Origin of the sequence: Streptomyces sp. Tu 3180, assembly GCF_009852415.1 — a bacterium.
Taxonomy (GTDB): Bacteria; Actinomycetota; Actinomycetes; order Streptomycetales; family Streptomycetaceae; genus Streptomyces.
This window is the reverse complement of sequence record NZ_WOXS01000002.1, coordinates 7,983,061-8,002,156: the sequence shown is the minus strand read 5'-3', so window position 1 is coordinate 8,002,156 and position 19,096 is coordinate 7,983,061. Positions and strand designations below refer to the sequence as shown.

Annotated in this window: 12 protein-coding genes and 3 pseudogenes; 8 read left to right on the top strand and 7 right to left on the bottom strand. The window is 73.6% G+C overall.

Annotation, left to right across the window (positions count from 1 at the left end; genetic code table 11):
* Positions 1-159 precede the first annotated feature (159 nt).
* A complete protein-coding gene (locus GL259_RS35990) occupies positions 160-1,710 on the bottom strand; it encodes a S8 family serine peptidase (protein ID WP_159537816.1) in 1,551 nt (516 codons plus the stop codon).
* Between the two features lie 377 nt (positions 1,711-2,087).
* Here GL259_RS35990 and GL259_RS35985 point away from each other — a divergent pair, with 377 nt between their 5' ends.
* Together GL259_RS35985 and GL259_RS35980 are read left to right on the top strand one after the other, a co-directional pair.
* The gene (locus tag GL259_RS35985) at positions 2,088-2,558 is read left to right on the top strand and encodes a carboxymuconolactone decarboxylase family protein (RefSeq protein WP_159537814.1); all 471 of its coding nucleotides are present in this window, start codon (positions 2,088-2,090) and stop codon (positions 2,556-2,558) included.
* A 95-nt stretch (positions 2,559-2,653) separates the two neighbouring features.
* On the top strand, positions 2,654-3,148 hold the full coding sequence (locus GL259_RS35980) for a cupin domain-containing protein (RefSeq protein WP_159537812.1): 495 nt from the start codon (positions 2,654-2,656) through the stop codon (positions 3,146-3,148).
* A gap of 103 nt (positions 3,149-3,251) precedes the next feature.
* On the opposite strand, the gene GL259_RS35975 is transcribed toward GL259_RS35980, so the two are convergent.
* The 3 genes from GL259_RS35975 to GL259_RS35965 all read right to left on the bottom strand — a co-directional run bounded on the left by GL259_RS35975 (position 3,252) and on the right by GL259_RS35965 (position 7,833).
* On the bottom strand, positions 3,252-4,328 hold the full coding sequence (locus GL259_RS35975) for a lytic polysaccharide monooxygenase (protein ID WP_159537810.1): 1,077 nt from the start codon (positions 4,326-4,328) through the stop codon (positions 3,252-3,254).
* Between the two features lie 63 nt (positions 4,329-4,391).
* Positions 4,392-6,575, bottom strand: a complete 2,184-nt coding sequence (locus GL259_RS35970) for a glycoside hydrolase family 3 N-terminal domain-containing protein (protein ID WP_159537808.1) — start codon at positions 6,573-6,575, stop codon at positions 4,392-4,394.
* Between the two features lie 124 nt (positions 6,576-6,699).
* Positions 6,700-7,833 carry a cellulose binding domain-containing protein gene (locus tag GL259_RS35965; protein WP_159537806.1) on the bottom strand — a complete coding sequence of 378 codons (1,134 nt, stop codon included), beginning with the start codon at positions 7,831-7,833 and terminating at the stop codon, positions 6,700-6,702.
* Positions 7,834-8,710: 877 nt separating this feature from the next.
* Between GL259_RS35965 and GL259_RS35960 the strand changes: the two are divergent.
* Positions 8,711-9,495 (top strand): annotated as a pseudogene (locus GL259_RS35960) (pentapeptide repeat-containing protein).
* On the opposite strand, the gene GL259_RS35955 reads toward GL259_RS35960, so the two are convergent.
* On the bottom strand, positions 9,473-9,673 hold the full coding sequence (locus tag GL259_RS35955; RefSeq protein ID WP_159537804.1) for a hypothetical protein: 201 nt from the start codon (positions 9,671-9,673) through the stop codon (positions 9,473-9,475). The pseudogene GL259_RS35960 and the gene GL259_RS35955 sit on opposite strands and share 23 nt — an antisense overlap.
* 270 nt (positions 9,674-9,943) lie before the next feature.
* Here GL259_RS35955 and GL259_RS35950 point away from each other — a divergent pair, with 270 nt between their 5' ends.
* From GL259_RS35950 to GL259_RS35940, 3 genes and pseudogenes are all read left to right on the top strand, one after another.
* On the top strand, positions 9,944-11,311 hold the full coding sequence (locus GL259_RS35950) for an FAD-binding oxidoreductase (protein ID WP_159537802.1): 1,368 nt from the start codon (positions 9,944-9,946) through the stop codon (positions 11,309-11,311).
* A 1,275-nt stretch (positions 11,312-12,586) separates the two neighbouring features.
* Complete coding sequence (locus tag GL259_RS35945; RefSeq protein ID WP_159537800.1) at positions 12,587-12,772, top strand: hypothetical protein; 186 nt, start codon at positions 12,587-12,589, stop codon at positions 12,770-12,772.
* Positions 12,773-12,893: 121 nt separating this feature from the next.
* Positions 12,894-13,964, top strand: a pseudogene (locus GL259_RS35940) (tannase/feruloyl esterase family alpha/beta hydrolase); the annotation flags it as partial.
* Positions 13,965-14,100: 136 nt separating this feature from the next.
* Here the strand turns inward: GL259_RS35940 and GL259_RS35935 are convergent.
* Complete coding sequence (locus GL259_RS35935; protein ID WP_159537798.1) at positions 14,101-14,679, bottom strand: restriction endonuclease; 579 nt, start codon at positions 14,677-14,679, stop codon at positions 14,101-14,103.
* 134 nt (positions 14,680-14,813) lie between these two features.
* Between GL259_RS35935 and GL259_RS35930 the strand changes: the two genes are divergently transcribed.
* Positions 14,814-15,941 carry a CapA family protein gene (locus GL259_RS35930; RefSeq protein WP_159537796.1) on the top strand — a complete coding sequence of 376 codons (1,128 nt, stop codon included), beginning with the start codon at positions 14,814-14,816 and terminating at the stop codon, positions 15,939-15,941.
* 66 nt (positions 15,942-16,007) lie between these two features.
* On the opposite strand, the gene GL259_RS35925 is transcribed toward GL259_RS35930, so the two are convergent.
* Entirely contained in the window at positions 16,008-17,084 is a 1,077-nt protein-coding gene (locus GL259_RS35925; protein ID WP_159537794.1) for a P1 family peptidase, read from the bottom strand.
* Between the two features lie 322 nt (positions 17,085-17,406).
* On the opposite strand from GL259_RS35925, the pseudogene GL259_RS35920 reads away from it, so the two are divergent.
* Positions 17,407-19,052: pseudogene (locus GL259_RS35920) on the top strand (von Willebrand factor type A domain-containing protein).
* Positions 19,053-19,096: the final 44 nt, after the last annotated feature.

Here is a 19,096-nt window from a genome sequence, read left to right as displayed (position 1 = left end):
CACGCCCACGGTCCGGACGGTGACCGGCGGCGGCTGCCCGAACAGCCACCGCCCCCTGCGGAAAGTGGTCATGGTGTGCTTCTCGTGCGTGGAGGTGGCGACGTCAGGTGCGCGCCGCCGGCCCGGCGCCGTGGCAGCGGAGGACCGCGGGTTCTCCGTTCACGGCCTCATCCGGTGGGCGAGCGCGACGGCCTGAGCGGCGTTCACCCGGCCGAAGCCGTAGTCGTCGTTGTGGCCGGCCTCGTCGTACCGGACTTCCGGTCCTCCGACCTTGTCGGCCGACCTGTGCATCACCTCGCGCAGCTGGTCGCGGGTGAGGTGGGGGTTCACCGCCAGCGCCAGCGCCGCGCACCCGGCCGCGCAGGGGGCGGCGAAGCTGGTGCCGGTGCTGGTTCCGTAACCGCCGCCGGACGTGGTGCTGAGGACGTCGACACCGGGGGCGATCAGTTCGACCTCCGGGCCGCGTGCCGCGTTGTCCTCCCGGTCCCGGTTGGTCGACCGCACCACGGCGATCACATCCGGGTGGGAGACCACTTCGTCCTGGGCGATGTCGACGTTCCTGCCGTTGCTCGCCGCCCAGAAGACCGGCAGTCCCCTGCCCCGGCGGCCACGGGTGGCGGCGAATTCGAGGGCGAGCTCCAGGGTGCTGGTCAGATCCCAGTCCGCGCCGTTCGGGCCCAGGCTGCTGACCAGGATGTCCACCTCGCTTCCGGGGCCGGCCCCGGGCACCTCCGTCGAGGGGTCGGCCGCGTACGCCACCGCGCGGGCGAGCGTCGTCTGCGGACCGACCTGGTCCGGCAGGCACGCCAGCAGGATCAGGCTGCACTCGGGGGCCGCCCCCGTACCTCCCGTCCCGTTGTTGAGCCGGGCCCCGGCCATGCCGGCGCAGAAGGTGCCGTGGTCGCTGTCGGGCATCCCCGAGATGCCCTGGACGAAGACCGTGCCGTCCACCGCGTCGGTGAAGAATCCCGACGACCGGTCCACCCCGGCGGCGAGGTCCGGGTGTTCCGCGTCGAAGCCGTTGTCGATGACGGCGACCCGGATTCCGCGCCCGAAGGTGCGGTCCCAGGCCGGCTCGATGTGGACGTCGGCGTCCGAGGTGCCGCCGCCGGTACCGGCGTTCCTCCATTGCCACTGCCGCGGGTACTGGGCACCGGTGGGCCTGAACCGGGCGGGGACGTGCTCGATGAACGAGGGTTCGGCGAAGACGAAACGATCGTTGTCGTGGAGCTCGACGGAGGCCGCGAGGGCGTCCCGCGCCGCCGGGGCCCGTACCTCGTACAGGTTCTTCGCGAAGCCGAGCCGGTTGACGACGGTCAGACCGGCGGTCTCGAGCTCGTGCTCGGCCTCCTCCTCCGAGAGCGTCGGCTCCAGCCGGACGGTCAACGCGTCGGTCGCGATGCCGATCCTGCCGTTGGGCCGCCGGATGACCTTGCCGGCCGCCTCCGCACGGGGAATCCCGTCGCCCGTGGTGAGTGCTTCGCGGGTCCGCCGGTTCGGTCTGACGAATATCCAGTTCGCCCGGGCGAAGGCGTCGGTCGTCTCGTCGTCGACACCGGCTTCGCGTATCTCCCCGCGAGCACTGCTTCCCAGGTCCGCCTCCACTTCGGCGACTCTCTCCTGAGGGGCCGCGCCCATCTTGACCGCGATGACATCGTCGAGTTCTTCGGCCTCGACGAGACGGCCACGTTGGTAGTACTGGCGTGACATCGCTCTCGCCTCTTCACATCGGCGCGGAAGCCCCGGCCGGTGACGACACGGCCCCCGGGCCCGCAGCCTGAGGAACAACCCCCCTCCCTGCCAGTCTCCTCGCACCCCCGTCGCACGGCAACCTCGTGCCACGACACCGACGGACCGTCTCGCCCGCCCCGGACGGTGAAGCCTCGCCGCCCGCGCTGCCCGGGGAGGCGTGCGCCCCGTGGGCGGGCCGTTCTCTTCGAGGCCGTTCGCGTCGCCGTGGCGGGGCGGGCGGGCCGGCGGAACCGGCGGCGTGCCGGACGAGGCGCACGTCACACCCCGTTCGCTGTCACACTTCGCCCGGTCTCCCGGTCAGTGGTGCGTAACGGCGATACGCGAGGAGACACACCGTGGACGCCCGTCTCGACCGCTTCGGCAACGCCCTCGCGGGCAAGGTGCTCAAGCACATCGACTCGGCCGGCAAGGTCGTCCACGACTCGACGCTTCCGGTCACGACGCAGGAGCTGGTGAAGACCCGTGCGAGCCAGATCAACGGCTGTGGTTTCTGCACCGGCATGCACACCAAGGACGCCGCCGCGGGCGAGACGCAGCAGCGCCTGAACCTGGTCGCCGCCTGGCGTGGGGCGAAGGTGTTCAGCGACGCCGAGCGCGCCGCGCTGGAACCGGCCGAGCAGGGCACCCGTATCGCCGACGCCGCCGGCGGCGTCACGGACGAGGCGTGGGAGAACGCGGCCAAGCACTACGACGAGGACCAGCTCGCCGCGCTGATCTCGCTGATCGCCGTCATCAACGCCTACAACCGGATCAACGTCGTCAACCAGCAGCCGGCCGGCGACTACCGGCCCGGCATGTTCGGCTGAGACGCCCGGCACCGCAGGACACCAGCCGTCCGTCCCCGTGCCGCCCCGGTCTGCGCCGGGCCGGCACGGGTCCGTCGCAGGCAAGGAGACCAGAGATGTCGTATCCGTACCCGGAGCAGAAGTACTGGGGAGACCACGGCGAGGTCAACGCCGTCTTCCGGCCCGCCGGCACCCCGCCGGACCTCGGCGCGAGCGGCGCCGGGGGGAACGCCACCCACTACCTGGCGACCACTGCCACCACGCGGGGTGAATTCGGTCTGTACCGGGTGGAGATGGGGCCGAGGGCGGGCGGGCCGAAGACGCATTTCCACAAGCGGATCTCGGAGTCCTTCTACATCCTCGACGGCACGGTGCGCCTGTTCGACGGCGAACGGTGGGTCGACGCGCGCAAGGGGGACTTCCTGCACGTGCCGCAGGGCGGGCTGCACGCCTTCCGCAACGACTCCGACGCCCCGGCCGACATGCTGCTGCTGTTCACGCCGGGCGCGCCGCGCGAGGAGTACTTCGAGCAGGTGTCGCGGCTGGCGCACGCCTCGGAGGAGGAGCGCGCCGCGTTCCTCGACAGGCACGACTCGTACTTCGTGGAGTAGGCGCAGGGCCGGGTCCCCGGGGACCCGGCCCTGCCTGCCGGCCGGCCGGCCGTCGCACCCGTACGTCGTCGTGGCACGGCGCCCGTGGCCGGCGGGACGGGCGTTACGGGGCCACGCAGCCGATCGTTCCCACCGGGAAGTCGTTGCCCGATGACGTGGCCGTGAAGCCGAACGTCACGCTCCCGTCGGGGTTGATCACCCGGTTGTGATCGACGTTCCTCACCGTCACCGTGCCGTCGGAACCGGTGGACAGGGAGCCGTTCCACGCACTGCCGATCCGGGTGCCGGAACCGGGCTTCCACTGCACGGCCCAGCCGCTCAGCGGCGAGGTCCCGTGGTTCATCACCTCGACGGAGCCCTGGAAACCGCCGTTCCAGGAGTTCACCACGTTGTAGACCGCCATGCAGGAACCGGTGTGCGTCGGGGTCGGGGTCGGCGTCGGGGTCGGGGTCGGCGTGCCGCCCGGGTTCCGGATGCCGGTCACCTCTCCGTTGCCCCCGTCGAAGACGATGTCGGAGCAGGAGAAGAAGTTCTCCTGGCTGTCCGAACGCACCCACTGCATGAAGATCAGCGCGTCACCGGAGCGGCCCGAGGGCAGCTTCAGGTCCCAGTGGTAGTGGCCGCCGTTGGTGCCCGGGGAGCCCTGCTGGGGCGGGTTGGTGACGGTCTGGATGAGCTCCAGGTCGTTCCAGCCCAGCTGGGACGTGGGCGACCAGCCGGGCTTGGTGAGGTAGACCCGGAAGTCACCGGGGTGGGCGGCCCAGTTGCTGTACTGCACCTTGATCGTCGCTCCGGACGTCAGGTGCGTCCGGGGCCAGTCGGCGCGGGCCGCGTTGTAGGCGGAGAAGTCGTACGGGGACCGGTCACCGGCGCTGCAGAGCGTGCCGTCCGGCACGTAGCCGGAGCCCCGCCCGGCGGCCTTGGAGTCGAGGACGGCGAACCAGTTGTACAGCGCCGACGAGCCGCTCCTGCTGAGCGCGTCCTTGCACGCCGGGTTGGTCGGGTTCAGCCCGCCGGTGCCGGTGATGGCGTCCAGCTGGCAGAGGTACGTGCGGGAGCCGGGCATCATCGCCACGCCGTGCGCCTGCGCGTTGTTCTGCCAGAGGAAACTCAGGCCGAGCCCTCCGAGCAGGGTGGCCAGTACCGCCGCCAAGGAGACGAGTCTGCTGCGTAAGGTCATGGGATCTCCCGGTAGTGAAATCGTGACGGGGAAAGGGAGCCGGAACTCCCGCGGTCGCCCGCCTCAGCCGGTGCACCGCACCGCGGGCGCGCCCGCGGTGCCGTTCGCGGTGAAGCCGAACGAGGTGGTGGCGCCGGGCGTGAGGGCGCCGTTGTGGGGGGTGTTGCGGACGGTGGCCCGGCCCTGGGCGACCGACAGGGTGCCGTTCCAGAGGTGGGTGACGGCCGCCCCGCCCAGGTCCCACTCGACCGACCAGCCGGTCAGCGGTCCGGTCCCGGTGTTCTCGACGGTGACCTCCGCCTGGTGACCGCCCGGCCAGGAGGAGGTGATCCGGGACCGGGCGGTGCACGCCCGGGGCGCGGGGGTCGGCGTGGGGTCCGGCGCCGTGTCGTAGGTCAGGCCGTGGCCGTACGGGAACAGCGGGGTCTTGCCGTCGCCGTCGTTGACGGGCTGCTGGGAGGCGTCGCGCATCCACGTCACGGGCAGCCTGCCGGTCGGGGCGTGGTCGCCGAACAGCACGTCGGACACGCCGTTTCCCTCGGTGCCGGGCAGCCAGGCGGCCAGCAGCGCCTCCCAGTCGGGCAGGTGGGCGGCGATGTCGAGCGGACGCCCGGAGACCAGGACCACGACGACCGGCACGCCGCTCGCCTCCAGCCGGGTCAGGGTCTGCAGGTCCTCCTGGTCCAGCCCCATGCTCCCGGGCCGGTCGCCCCTCCCCTCCGCGTAGGGCGTCTCCCCGACGACGGCCACGGCGGCCGTGTAGCTGCCGTCGATGCCGTTGCCGTAGCGGTCGTACGTCACCCGGGACGGGTCGGTGACGGCGGCGCGGATGCCCTGCAGGACGGTGGTGCCCTCGGTGACGGGGCCGCTGCGGCCCTGCCAGCCCACCGTCCAGCCGCCGCTCTGGTTGCCGATGTCGTCGGCGGACTTGCCGGCGACGAACAGTCTGGCGTTCTTCGCCAGCGGCAGGACGCCGCCGTCGTTCTTCAGCAGCACCTGCGAGGCACGTACGGCCTCCCGGGCCAGCGCCCGGTGTCCGGCGGAGCCGACCTGCGAGGTGAGGGAGCGGTCGGTGAGGGGCCTCTCGAACAGGCCGAGCCGGAACTTCTGCGTGAGGATGCGGCGGTTGGCGTCGTCGACGCGGGCCATGGGGATCCGGCCGGCGCTCACCTCGCCGCGCAGCAGGCTCAGGCACCTCTTGTAGTCGTGCGGCACCATCACCATGTCGACGCCCGCGTTGACGGCGGTGGTGATCTCGGCGGCGGTGAAGCCGCTCCGGCCGTCGAGCTGGTCGACCGCCGCCCAGTCGGAGACGACGAACCCGGTGAAGCCCAGCTCGCCCTTGAGGACGTCCGTCACCAGGTACTTGTGCGCGTGCGACTTCACGCCGTTCCAGCTGCTGTAGGAGAGCATCACCGAGCCCACGCCCCGGCGCACCGCCTCCCGGAACGGCGGCAGGTGGATCGCGCGCAGTTCGGCCTCGGACAGTTCGGTGTCGCCCTGGTCGACACCGCCGGTGGTGCCGCCGTCGCCGAGGTAGTGCTTGGCGGTCGCGAGCACCGAGGCCGGGTCGGCGCCCAGGGTCCCGCCCTGCATGCCGGTGACGAACGTGGTCATGGAGGCGGGCAGTTCGGGTTTCTCGCCGAACGACTCGTAGGTCCGGCCCCACCGGTCGTCGCGGGCCACGCACAGGCAGGGGGCGAAGGACCAGTCGATGCCGGTGCCCGCCACCTCCTCGGCGACCGCGCGGCCGATGCGCTGGACCAGCGCCGGGTCGCGGGTGGCGCCGAGGCCGATGTTGTGCGGGAAGACCGTCGCGCCGCGGACCGCGTTGTGTCCGTGCACGGCGTCGATGCCGTAGATCATCGGGATGCCCAACGGTGTGCCGAGGGCGGTGCGTTGCAGTGAGTCGTAGGTGTCGGCCCAGGTCCGGGCGTTGTTGGGGCTGACCGTGGAGTCGCCCCCGGAGAGCACCGAGCCGATCCGGTACGTGGCCAGGTCGGACCGCGGGACCAGGGCGTCCTTCTCGATCTGCGTCATCTGGCCGATCTTGTCGTCCGGGGACATCCGGGACAGCAGGTCCTCCACGCGGTCCGCCACCGGCAGCGACGGGTCCCGGTAGGGCGCGGCGGCGGCCGGGGACGGCTCCGGGGGCGGGACGGCGCCGGTGAGCCCGGTCAGGGACAGGACCACGGCACACAGCGCGGCGGTGATCGCCGGCCGGCGGGAGAACGGCGTGCGGCTCATGCGGTGGGGCCCTTCCTGGACGGTCCGGCGGTGGGGCCGCTCCGGGGCCCGCCCTGTCGGCACAGGGAGAAGGGGCGGGCCCCGGAGCGGAGGGACGCGGCGGGTGCGCGGCCCGCCGGTCGCGTCACGCGGTCGTGCAGGCGGTGCCGTTCAGGCTGAAGCCGTTCGGCTGCGCGAAGGTGCCGCTGTAGGTTCCCTGGAACCCGAAGCTCTGGCTGGCGCCGGGTGCGATCCGCGCGCTGCCGTCCAGCCCGCTCGCCGTGACCGCGCCCGAGGAGGGGGTGACCGACGCGTTCCAGGCGTGGGTGACGCGCTGCCCGGAGGGCAGGGTGAAGGCGAGCTTCCATCCGTCGACGACGGACGAACCGGTGTTCTTCACGGTGACGTTCGCGGTGAAGCCGCCCGGCCAGACGTTGGTGGCGTACGACACCGTGCACGCCGCCGGGGTGCCGGGGCCGGGCTCGCCCGGGGTGCCGCCGCCGGTGTTGACGGTCGAGGAGAAGGAGTTCACCGCGAGCCCGGCGCCGTTCTGCCAGGGCTCGAATCCTGCCTGGACACTCGTCAGGTACCAGTCGTTCCGCGCCATGCCGCGTGCGACGGTCTCCCGGACGAAGTCCATGACGTCGAAGCTCCAGCTGCTGATCGCCGACGGGGCGACGAAGGACAGCACGTCGTTGGAGCCGTTGCTGCCCGACCACACCTGCCAGGTGCGCCCGCCCACGGTGGCCGTGCCGACCTGGGAGCCGATCGGCTGGATCGGGCCCACCTTGTTGAACCAGATCATGATCTCGGTCCGGTTCACGCCGTCGGTCCGGGGGGTCGGGTCCAGCCAGATGTCGTACGAGGCGTTGTACACGGCGTCGTTGACGTAGCCGTAGGAGATGCTGCTGGGCGCGCCGGAGATGCCGCTGATCCGCGCGGGGAGGTTGGTGCCCGGCGAACAGTTGGTGTAGTGGCAGCCGTTGAAGACCGACGGGTACGACTTCGGGGCGCCGTTGGTCGGCACCGAGCCGTCGGCCTGGGTGAGGCGGAAGCCGGTGTCCGTGGCGGTGACGCACTGGGTGGCGCTGGTGCCCCAGCGGTTGTTCTGGACGACGTAGCGCCCCTGGATGGTGGTCGATCCGTACTGTTCGCAGATCGTGGTGTCGGCCTGGGCCGGCGCCGTCGCGGTCACCAGCGCCGCGACCGTGGCGAGAGCGGTGAGCAGTGCGGCGAACAGGCCGCGCACGGCGCGGGTCTGGTGCGGTAACCGTCGCATGTGGGGGACCTCTCCAGAAGGGTGCGGGGGGCCGACCGGCGGGAGTGCTTCTCACCCCGAGTATGGGAGCGCTCCCATCAACCGGTCCGGACGGGACTGTAGAAGGAGCGCATGTCCCTGACAAGGCTGTGCGCGCGAAAGTGTCGAAATAAATTCGAAGCCCCAGGTCAGGCAATATGATCCACAAGAGCGACTTTCTCGCGAAGCACCTCCGAAACATTCGGCGCGGGACCGTGCGGGAGGGCCCGCTTGCGCGGGAGGGGTGGCGGGGCGTGCGGGTGCCCGTGCGGAGGTCGCCGTCCGGGATCACCCCGTCTCCACACCGCTCCGAGCAGCAGCCAGAGCCGCAGGAGAAGCGGCCGATCCGCTGCGGGCTGCCGAGACCGCCGTTGCACACCGCGCCGTCTGGGAGGATGGAAGCCGTTCTCGGAGCGCCGCGGGATGCGGTGCTCACTGCCCAACAGGAGCACGCACGGTGTCGCCACAGCACGGAGCCGCCTCTTCCTCCGGGGGGCGCCAGCGCCCCTCCGCGGGCGAGGTCCGCAAGCAGCCCCCCTCCGCCGGGGGACGCCGGCGGTCGTCCGCCACCGGCGGGCAGGGGCTCCCGCCCCAGGCGGGTGAGCGCAAGCGTCCGTCCGCGGGCCAGGGCCGTGACGGAGGTACCCCCGGCAAGGACCGGGAGCGCGGCGCCGCGGGCCAGGACCGCACGAGCCGGCAGGCCGGGAACGGCCGGCCCGCCCGCAGGCGCCGGCCGGACTCCGAGAACCAGGACCGCAGGCCGCCGCGGGACGACCGCAAGGCGCCGTCCCGGAACCGCACGGCCTCCCGGGACCGCACGGCGCCCCGGAACGGCAGGGCCCCCGAGGACCGCAAGGACCTGCAGGCCGACTGCGCCGACTGCTTCGGCCTGTGCTGCGTGGCCCTGCCCTTCGCCCGCTCAGCCGACTTCGCCGCCGACAAGCCCGCCGGCCAGCCGTGCTCGAACCTCCGGCAGGACTTCCGCTGCGGCATCCACGCCCAGCTGCGCGACAAGGGCTACCCGGGCTGCACCGTCTTCGACTGCTTCGGCGCCGGGCAGAAGGTCTCCCGGGTCACCTTCGGCGGCACCGACTGGCGTCGGGCGCCGAAGACGGCGCGCTCCATGTTCCAGGTCTTCCCCGTCATGCGGCAGCTGCACGAGCTGCTCTGGTACGTCACCGAGGCCCTCGGCCTCGCACCGGCCCGCCCCGTCCACAAGGAGCTGCGGAAGGCGCTGGCCCACATCGACGGCCTGACCCGCGGCAGCGCCGAGTCGATCACCCGGCTGGACGTGAACGCGCTGCGCGGCGAGGTCAACACACTGCTGCTGCGGGCCAGCGAGCTGGCCCGGGCCCAGGTCCCGGGCCGTAAGAAGAACCACCGCGGAGCCGATCTGATCGGCGCGAAACTGTCCGGCGCCGACCTCAGGGGGCGAGCCTGCGCGGCGCCCTCCTCGTCGCGGCCGACCTCGGCGAGGCCGATCTGCGCGACGCCGACCTGATCGGGGCCGACCTGCGGGACGCCGACCTGAGCGGCGCGGACCTCACCGGCGCGCTGTTCCTCACCCAGGCGCAGCTGAACGCGGCCAGGGGCGACGCGGCGACCGTACTGCCCCCGGCGCTCAGCCGGCCCGCTCACTGGTAGGCGCGGGGATCACCACGGCGGTCACGACCGGCCCGTGCCGGACCCGCCGCCGTCCGGCGGGGCGGTCCGGGCGCACCCCGCCCACCGCGGCCGTCCCGCGGGCCGGCGAGACCGCCCGGCGCCCGCGCGTCCCGTCGGACGACGGGAGCTCCACCGTGATCCGGGTGGTGATCAGCATCGACGCCTTCGGCCGGGTCTCCGTCCTGGGTGAGCACCCGGTGCGCGGTGGGCGCCTGGGGCCGGGATGCTGAACGGGTGTCAGATTCACCGGACGCCTCCTCCCCGCACCGGCTCCGCCCGGTGCTCCGCGGAGTCGTCGGGCCCGCATGCGGGTGCGGCGACTCCGCACTAGCGTGGAAGGGACCACGGCAGTCAGCAGCGCACCGGGAGGGTGACGCCGATGCCGGACAACCCCGGGGCCGTACGGACGGCCTCTGCGGAGCAGACGATGGCGGACGAGCTTCGCTCCTTGCTGCGAGGTGAGGTGATCGACCGCCGGCATCCCGGATACGACGAGGCCCGGGCCGTGTGGAACGGGTTGATCGACCGCCGCCCCGCGCTCATCGCCCGGTGCTCGGACACGGCGGACGTGGTCGAGGCGGTACGGGTCGCGCGCGAGCACCGTCCCCTCGTCAGCATCCGCGGCGGCGGGCACCAGGTGGCGGGCAGCGCGGTGTGCGACGACGGGCTGGTGATCGACCTGTCGCACATGAAGGGCGTGCACGTCGACCCCGCCGCCCGCACCGCGCGGGCCCGGGCGGGCGTGACCTGGGGCGAGTTCGACCGCGAGACCCAGCTGCACCGCCTGGCCGCACCGGGCGGGGAGATCTCGGCCACCGGGATCGCGGGCCTCACGCTCGGCGGCGGCTTCGGCTTCGTGATGCGGACGTTCGGCCTGAGCTGCGACAGCCTCCGCTCGCTCGAGGTCGTCACCGCGGACGGCGCCGTGCGCACGGCGAGCCGGGAGGAGGAACCCGAGCTGTTCTGGGCGGCGCGCGGCGGCGGCCGGGGCCTCGGGGTCGTCACGTCCTTCGAGTTCGACCTTCACCCGCTCGGCCCCGAGGTGGCTGGCGCACTGGTGCTCCACCCGTACGAGCACGCCGGACAAGTGCTGCGGGCCTGGCGGGACGCGGCGTACACCGCGCCGGAGACGGTCACGCCGGAACTCCTGCTCTGGAGCGTCCCCGCGGACCCCGCGATCCCGCCCGAACTGCACCGGTCGAACTGTGTGATGGTCGGAGCCGTGTACGGGGGCCCGCCGGGCGACGCCGCCACCGCCGCGCTGGCACCGCAACGCGAACTGGGTCCGCCCCTGGTCGACTTGAGCGGAACCGTGCCCTACGTCGCGCTGCAGAGCGCCAACACCTGGCGGTTCCCCGACGGGGAACGCTACTTCATGAAGTCGCATTTCCTGGACGAGCTGAGCGACGAGGCCATCGATACCCTGGTGGACTGGTACTCCCGGCGGCCGACCCCGGAGAGCCTGATCGTCGTCCGCACCCTGGGCGGCGCCGTGGCGCGCGTCGGTCCCGACGACAGCGCGTTCGCGCATCGGTCCGCGCACTACAACGTGAGCATCGACGCGGGCTGGCAGGACCCGGCGCTGGACGAGACCGCCATCGAGTGGGCGCGCTCGGCCTGGGACGCGGTGAAACCGTTCTCGAGCGGCGGGACGTACGTCAACTTCGCCGGGCTCGGTGAGGACGCGAGCGCGTTGCGGGGCGCGGTCTTCGGCTCGCACGAGGAGCGGCTCGAGCGCGTCCGCGCCGCGTACGACCCGGACGGCCTCTTCGCACCGGCCGCGCGCAGGCCGTGAGCCTGTGAACAGCCCCCGGCCCGGACGGCCGCCCTCGCTTCCGTCCGGGGCGGCTTCCCCCGATCGCTTCTTCCTCCCGGCCTCGCGGTGAGGCCTTCGGCTCGCGCCGGCCTCGCCGTGCGGGGAACCGTGCGGAGCAGCGTCGTGGTTCTTCTTCTCCGCATCAGCCGTCCAGGGGGCCGGAGAGGGGCGGATGTCCGACGCCCGCGTCGGCGCCTTCCGGCGTGAGGTCGCGGCACGGGGCCGAGGGGCACCCGGCCGGCCTCCTGCGTGACCGGGCGGTCGCCGGTCCCGGGTCCGGGTCCGGACGACGACCGGGGCACGCCCCTGCGCATCACCCGGACGAGCGGACCGCTCGTACGGGGAGACGAACCACCCCGCCGGGACGACAAGCGCGCCGCCAGGCCGCATAGGACAGTAAGAACCATGAACCGTCACCGACGCCCACCCCGGCGGGCCCCGTGGATCGCAGGCTGCGCCGCTGTGCTCGTCCTCGGCGGCATCGCCGTGTGGGCGTTGGTCGCACAGGACGGCGGCACGCCCCGCCCCACGCCGTCGGCCTCGGCCGACCTGTCCCTGCCGACACTGGACCCCCTGCCGTCCTGGACGCCCGAGCCACAGACGTCGAGCACGGCACGACCGACACCGACAGTGCCACCGCCCGGGCCGGCGACGACACGCCCCCGTCAACCGGCACCACCCGAACCGACGACGACACGCCCCCGCCAGCCGGCACCACCCGAACCGACGACGACACGCCCCCGCCAGCCGGCACCACCCGAACCGACGACGACACGCCCCCGCCAGCCGGCACCACCCGAACCGACGACGACACGTCCTCTTCGACCAGTACCGCCGAGCCAGCGGCCGGCGCCTCGCCCGCCGACGGCCGACGCGTCGGCCGGACGCACTCCGAAGGCGACTCCGAGGGCGACGCCGACACGGTCCGCAGTGACCAAGCCCTCGGCACCGCCCCGGCCGACCGTGACTCCGCGGACACCGACGCCGCGGCCGAGGCCGTCGACGCCCGCACCGCCGTTGCTCACGCCACCGGCACCCGTGCCGTCATCACCCGTCCAGGAAGCGAGACCGACCCCCGCACCGACGTCACCCACCCGGAAACCGGCACCGACCCCCACACCGGCTGCACCCGCTCAGAAGCCGACACCGACCCCCGCACCGATTTCGCCCACCCGGAAACCGGCACCGACCCCCGCACCGGCTTCCCCCACCCGGAAACCGGCGCCGACGCCGAAAGCCGAGGGCCGCACAACGGTGACCACCACGTGGTACACCTCTGCGGTCGCGGTAGCCGCCGCCCGGCGCATGGCCACCGCCGACAGGGTCGGCGACCCCGCCTGCTCGATGGCGGCCGTGGGCCGGCCGGACCCTGACCTCGTCCCGCGGAACAGCCGGATCGGTATCGGCCACCACGGCAACTACTGGTGCCTGATCTGGTGAGACGCCGCACGGCGACCACACGGGACACCGTCCTCCCGCCCGGCCGGTCAGCGGGCTCCGGTGCTCCCTCGACCCCGGCGGGTCAGGCCCGGCAACCGTAGGCCGGCCGGCGGCCGCGCCCGCGAACAACCTGGTCGTCCAGAACACCTTCCACCACGCCTGGAACGTCCTCACGAACAAGGACGACAACGGCGACCACATCCTCCTCGCCGACAGACTGCCGCTGATCCACCGGGCCGTGCACGACACCTGCGACGCGCTGGACGGCCTGACGGACGGTCTGCTCGACGATCCGCGGCGCTGCGACTTCGACCCGTCGACCTTGGTGTGCGCATCCGGCCAGGACCGGTCGACGTGCCTGACGCGGGCGGAGGGCGCGGTGGTCCAACGCCTCCACGACGGCGCCACCGACGCCAGGGGCCGCAGGCTGGAGGTCGCGGTCTCCCACGAGTGGGGCTCGGAGCTGGAGTGGACGCTCTTCGTCCCGCGCACCCGGGGGCAGACGGTGGCCGGCGAGAACTTCGTGACGTCCTTCGCGCGCCACCTCGCCCACACCAACGCCCCGAACCCGGACTTCCAGCTCTCCGACCTCGAGTTCACCGCCGAGTCCTTCTGGAAGACGGTCCAGTCCTCCGGCTACCTCTCCGCGATGGATCCGGACCTCGGCGCCTTCCGCGACAGCGGCGGCAAACTGCTGCTGTGGCACGGCTGGAACGACCAGCACATCTCGCCGCGGGGCACGCTGGCCTACTACGACGCGCTGCGCGGGACGGTGGGAGCCGGCGCCGTCGACCGGTTCGCCAAGCTGTACCTGTTCCCGGGAGTGGCGCACTGCAGCGGCGGGGAGGGCCCCAGCACCTTCGACGTCCTGACCCCGGTCATGGCCTGGACGGAGAGCGCCACCGAGCCGGGCGGGATCGTCGCCGCCGAGGTCACGGACGGCACCGTGACCCGCACCCGTCCGGTGTACCCGTACCCCCGGGTCGCCCGGTACGACGGCACGGGGAGCACCGACGACGCCTCGAACTTCGTCGCCCGCACTCCCGCACCCCGTCAGCACGCCGACGGCCACCACTGGCTCGGCGAGCGCCTCCACTCCCACGGCTACCAGACCTGGTGCCGCGTCGTGGACGGCCGGCTGGACTGCCGCCCGGCCCGGACGTGGCTGACCGCGCGGGCGAAGGCGTCCTGACCGGCCCACGACGGCGGGGCGGGAGGGGTCGGCGCCCCGGGCGGGCGCCGGCCCCGTCGGGTTCGTGACGGGCGCCGGTCGAGGAGGCCGTTCCGGTACGGGGGCGTGCTCGGCGGGCGGCGCGGCGGCGTTCCCCTCAGTCGCGGTCCGGGCGGAGCCTGCGGTTCGTGCCGGAGCGGCCGATGTCCAGGTCCAGGAACGAGGTCAGGGGGGTGCCGCTGTTCCAGAAGCCGAGCAGGTCGACGTCGATCAGGCACAGCCGGTGGCGGGCCGCGAAGTCGCGGGCCGGCTTGGTGAAGACGCAGGACGCGACGAAGACCGGCGTGTCGGCGCCGTGCTCGGCACGGGCGGTGCCGTTGAACGTCTGGAGGTCACGGCTGCCGACGGTGCGGTGCTTGGCGTAGCGCTTGCACTGGATGACGAAGCGACGGCCGTCGGGCAGGCGGCCGGTCACATCGGCCCCGAGGTCGCCGGCGCCGCCGACGCGCCGCACGTCGGTGCAGCCGTCCCGGCGGCACAGCTCGGCGACGTACTCCTCGAACCGGCGGTCGTCCATCTCCCAGACCGCGTCCAGCGACCGGCGTGCCTCCCTCCCGGCTTCCCGGGCGAGCCGTGCCCGTTCGGCCCGGGCCTCGATCCGCCCGGCGCGCACCAGGCGGGTGACCACGACCGCGGCCACCCCCGCCGCCAGCACCACCAGCAGGACCGTCCCCATGGGTCTCCCCCTCCGTCGTCCGGCCGTACCGACTGCTCACTCCCCCTCCCGGGGCCGGTCCATCCGCCGGGGGCCGGCACCGAGCGGACCGGGCGCTCCGAGCCGCGGCGGGCGGAAGCTCCTACCGTGGGAGTATGACCAGCGGCGACGTGGTCACGCTGTTCCTGTGCGGCGATGTGATGCTCGGGCGCGGTGTCGATCAGATCCTTGCCCGGCCCGGCGATCCCGCGCTGCGGGAGGGCTACGTCACGGACGCCCGGTCCTATGTGCGCATGGCCGAGTCGGCCAACGGCCCGATCCCGGCCCCCGTGCCCCCGTCCTGGCCGTGGGGTGAGGCGCTCCGGCTGCTGGAGGCGGCCGGCCCGGACGTCCGGATCATCAATCTCGAGACGTCCGTCACGCGCAGTGACGCGTTCGCGCCCGGCAAGGCGGTCCACTACCGCATGCATCCGGCCAACGTGTCCGCCCTCACGGTGGCCCGGCCCCACGTCTGCGTCCTGGCCAACAACCACGTGCTGGACTTCGGCCGGGCGGGTCTGGAGGAGACGCTGGACACCCTCGACCGCGCGGGCCTGCGGGTGGCGGGCGCCGGCCGGAGCGCCGACGAGGCGTACGCGCCGGTGGCCGTCCCCGTCAGGACCGGCGGCCGTGTCCTCGTCCTCGCCCTCGGGACGAGCTCCAGCGGCATCCCGCCCGACTGGGCGGCGGCGACCGCCCTCCCCGGCGTCGCCCGTCTTCCCGACCTGTCGGCCACCACGGCCGACGCGGTGGTGCGGCGCGTACGGCGGGTGAAACGTGCGGGCGACATCGTGGTCGTGTCCGTGCACTGGGGTTCCAACTGGGGGTACCGCGTCCCCCGGGAGCAGACCCGTTTCGCGCACGCCCTGGTGGGCGGCGGCGTCGACCTCGTCCACGGGCACTCCTCGCACCACCCCCGCCCCGTCGAGGTGCACCGGCAGAGGCTGGTCCTGTACGGCTGCGGCGACTTCGTCGACGACTACGAGGGCATCGGCGGTCACGAGGAGTACCGCGACGACCTCCGTCTCGCCTACTTCGTCACGGTGGCGGCGGACACCGGCCGGCTGCTCGGTCTGCGCATGGTGCCCCTGCGTTCCCGGCGCATGCGGCTGGAGCCCGCCCCGTACCGGGACGCCGCCTGGATGCACGCGACCCTCGACCGCGTCAGCGCCGGGGTGCATCCGGTCCTCGGGTCCGACGGCACGCTCTCGCTGGGGCCGTCCGCCGCGGGGGCCGGATCGTGAACCGTCGGTTCCGTGGCCGGACGCCCGGCCCTGCGCCTCTGCTGCCCGCCGCCCCGCTGTCCGCCGTCAGCGCGCCGGTGGTGCCGCGGGGGCCGTGAGGGCGGCGAGCAGCCGGTCCGCCGGGAGCGCCGGCACGGTCCGGCCGCCGAAGCCGGTGGTCGTCGTCGCGGCGAGCAGGGAGTTGAGCACCGCCTCCTCCACCCCGTCGAGGACCGCTTCGAACAGCGGCCCCAGTTCGGCGTCCGCCACGGGCGCGCCGGCGCCCGGTCGCGTGCCGAACGCCACGGCGTAGTCGCCGCTGCCGTGGCTGTAGGCCGCGCCCGTGCGGGCCAGGGCGAACACCGCACGCCGCGCGACGCGGGTGAGCTGCCGGGCGTCGAGGGGGGCGTCCGTGGCCACCACGATCATGCAGGAACCGGTCTCCGCGACCGGTGCCGGAGCGCCGGTGTCCAGGCCCACGGACCGCGGTGTGACGGTGCGGCCGAGCACCCGCAGTGTGCCGCCGAAGTTCGCCTGCACCAGGACGCCCGCCGTGAAGCGCCGGCCTCCCAGGTCCGGGGTGCGCGAGGCGGTCCCGATGCCGGCCTTGAAGCCCAGGGCGACCGTGCCTGTTCCCGCGCCGACGCAGCCCTCGGCCACCGGTCCGCCGGACGCCGTGTCGAGGGCGGCCCGGACGTGCTCCTCGTGGACGGGCCGTGCGCGGATGTCGGACAGGAAGCCGTCGTTGCACTCCCCCACCACGGGGTTGAGGCTCCGCACCTCCTCGCAGCCGGGCCGCCGGAGCATCCAGCCGACCAGGGCGTCGGCGACGCGGAAGGCCGACAGGGTGGAGGTGAGCAGGACCGGGGTCTCCAGCGTGCCGAGTTCGGTGAGCTGGGTCGTGCCGACGAGTTTGCCGTAGCCGTTGCCGGTGAACACCCCGGCGGGCAGTGGTGTGCGGGGGCCGACGGCATCGGGCACGACGGCGGTGACCCCGCTGTGCACGTCGGGCCGGCGACGGACGGTGGTGTGCCCGACGCGGACGCCCGGCACGTCGGTGATCGCGTCGAGGGGCCCGGTGGCGGCGTGCCCGATGACGATGCCGAGGTCACGGGCCCGGCGCCGGGGGCCGGGGGCGGGCTGCGGGTGAGCCAGTGGTTCCATACGGCCGGACGCTACGCGTCCCGCCCGTCGGGGAGTGTGCGGGCAGGCCCGGTCCCGGGGAGGCGGGGCGCCTGCCGGAATACCCCCGCGCGGCTCCGCCGTGCCGTCCGCACACGCACTCCCCCCGGGAAGGCGCCCCGTCATGACGCGACCGGCACGACCGCTCCCCGAACGGCGCCCGCGTCTTCCGCACGGCCGTTCCCGGTGGGCCTTCGCCGTGCCCTCTTCGAGACGCACCTGTGACGCTCCGTGTCGCACGCTCCGGCCCGCTCCGGCGTCACAGTCGCAGAAACCGACGCCGACGGACCGAGGGGGACGGGCGATGAGGACGACGAGGCGGCACGGGACACGGCGGCTGGGCGGAGCACTGCTGGCGCTCACCGCGGCGAGCGGCCTGCTGCTCACCGGATGCGGCGGGGCGGACGACAGCAGCGGCAAGGCGAGTGACGGTTCGTACGACCGCGGGGGGAACGGCCCGGTCCCGCCGCCCGCCCCCCACCGGGGCGAACCGGACGGCGGTGAACGGCGCGAGGGCGAGCAGGACTTCCGCGAGGCCGCTCCCGGCCCCGACGACCACCTGTCCGCCTTCGCCCTCGACGTCGACACCGCCTCCTACGGCTACGCGCGCCGCACGCTCGCCGAGGGGCGGCTGCCCGACCCGGCGACCGTCCGTCCCGAGGAGTTCGTCAACAGCTTCCGGCAGGACTACGAACGTCCCGGCGGGGACGGCTTCACCGTCACCGTGGACGGCGCCCGCACCGACGAGGACGACTGGAGCCTGGTCCGCGTGGGCCTGGCCACCCGGTCCGCGGAGCCGGGCGGCGAACGCCCGCCCGCCGCCCTCACGTTCGTCGTCGACGTCTCGGGCTCGATGGCCGAGCCGGGGCGCCTCGACCTCGCCCGGGAATCCCTCGCCGTGATGACGGACCGGCTGCGCGACGACGACTCGGTCGCCCTCGTCACCTTCAGCGACGAGGCGGAGACCGTCCTGCCGATGACCCGGCTCGGCGGCAACCGCGACGAGATCCACGACGCCGTCGCCGGCCTGGAGCCGGAACAGTCCACCAACCTGGGCGCCGGGGTCGAGACCGGGTACGAGACCGCCGTCGAGGGGCTGCGCGAGGGCGCCACCAACCGGGTCGTCCTCGTCTCCGACGCCCTCGCCAACACCGGGGAGACCGACGCCGGCGCGATCCTCGAACGCATCTCCGGCTCCCGTCGCGAGCACGGCGTCACCCTCTTCGGTGTCGGTGTCGGCAGCGACTACGGCGACGCCCTCATGGAGCGCCTCGCCGACAGGGGCGACGGCCACACGGTGTACGTGTCCGACGAGGAGGACGCCCGCGAGGTCTTCTGCGAACAGCTGCCCCGTGCCGTCGAACTGACCGCCCGTGACGCCAAGGCGCAGGTCGCCTTCGACCCGGCCACGGTCGCCGAGTTCCGCCTCGTCGGCTACGACAACCGCCGCGTCGCCGACGACGACTTCCGCGACGACCGCGTCGACGGCGGCGAAGTCGGCCCCGGCCACACCGTCACCGCCCTGTACGCGGTGCGCACCCTCCCCCACTCCCGGCTTCGCCCGGGCGGGGGACCGCCCCCGGCGCCGGCGGTCACCTGGCCACGGTCACCGTCCGCTGGCTCGACCCCGACACCCGCGCACCCCACGAGGAGACCGGGGACCTGGAGACCGGCGACCTCGGCGACTCCGTGTGGACCGCGGACCGCGGCCTGGCCCTCACCGCGACCGCCGCCTACTTCGCCGACGCCCTGCGCTCCTCCGGCGCGTCGGCCCACCGCCACAGCGCCCTGCCCGGCGCCCCCGGGCTCGGCGAGCTCTCCGGGCGCGCCGCCGCACTGGCGGACGGGACCGGGGACGAGGACGTCCGCGGTCTGGCCGAGGCGATCCGCACGGCGGACGGCCTGAACCGGACCGGCCCATTGACTGATCCTTACGCGCGGGTAAGTTGACTCCTGAGTAAGTAAGTGGGCGGGCAGCACCAGCACGACAGCAT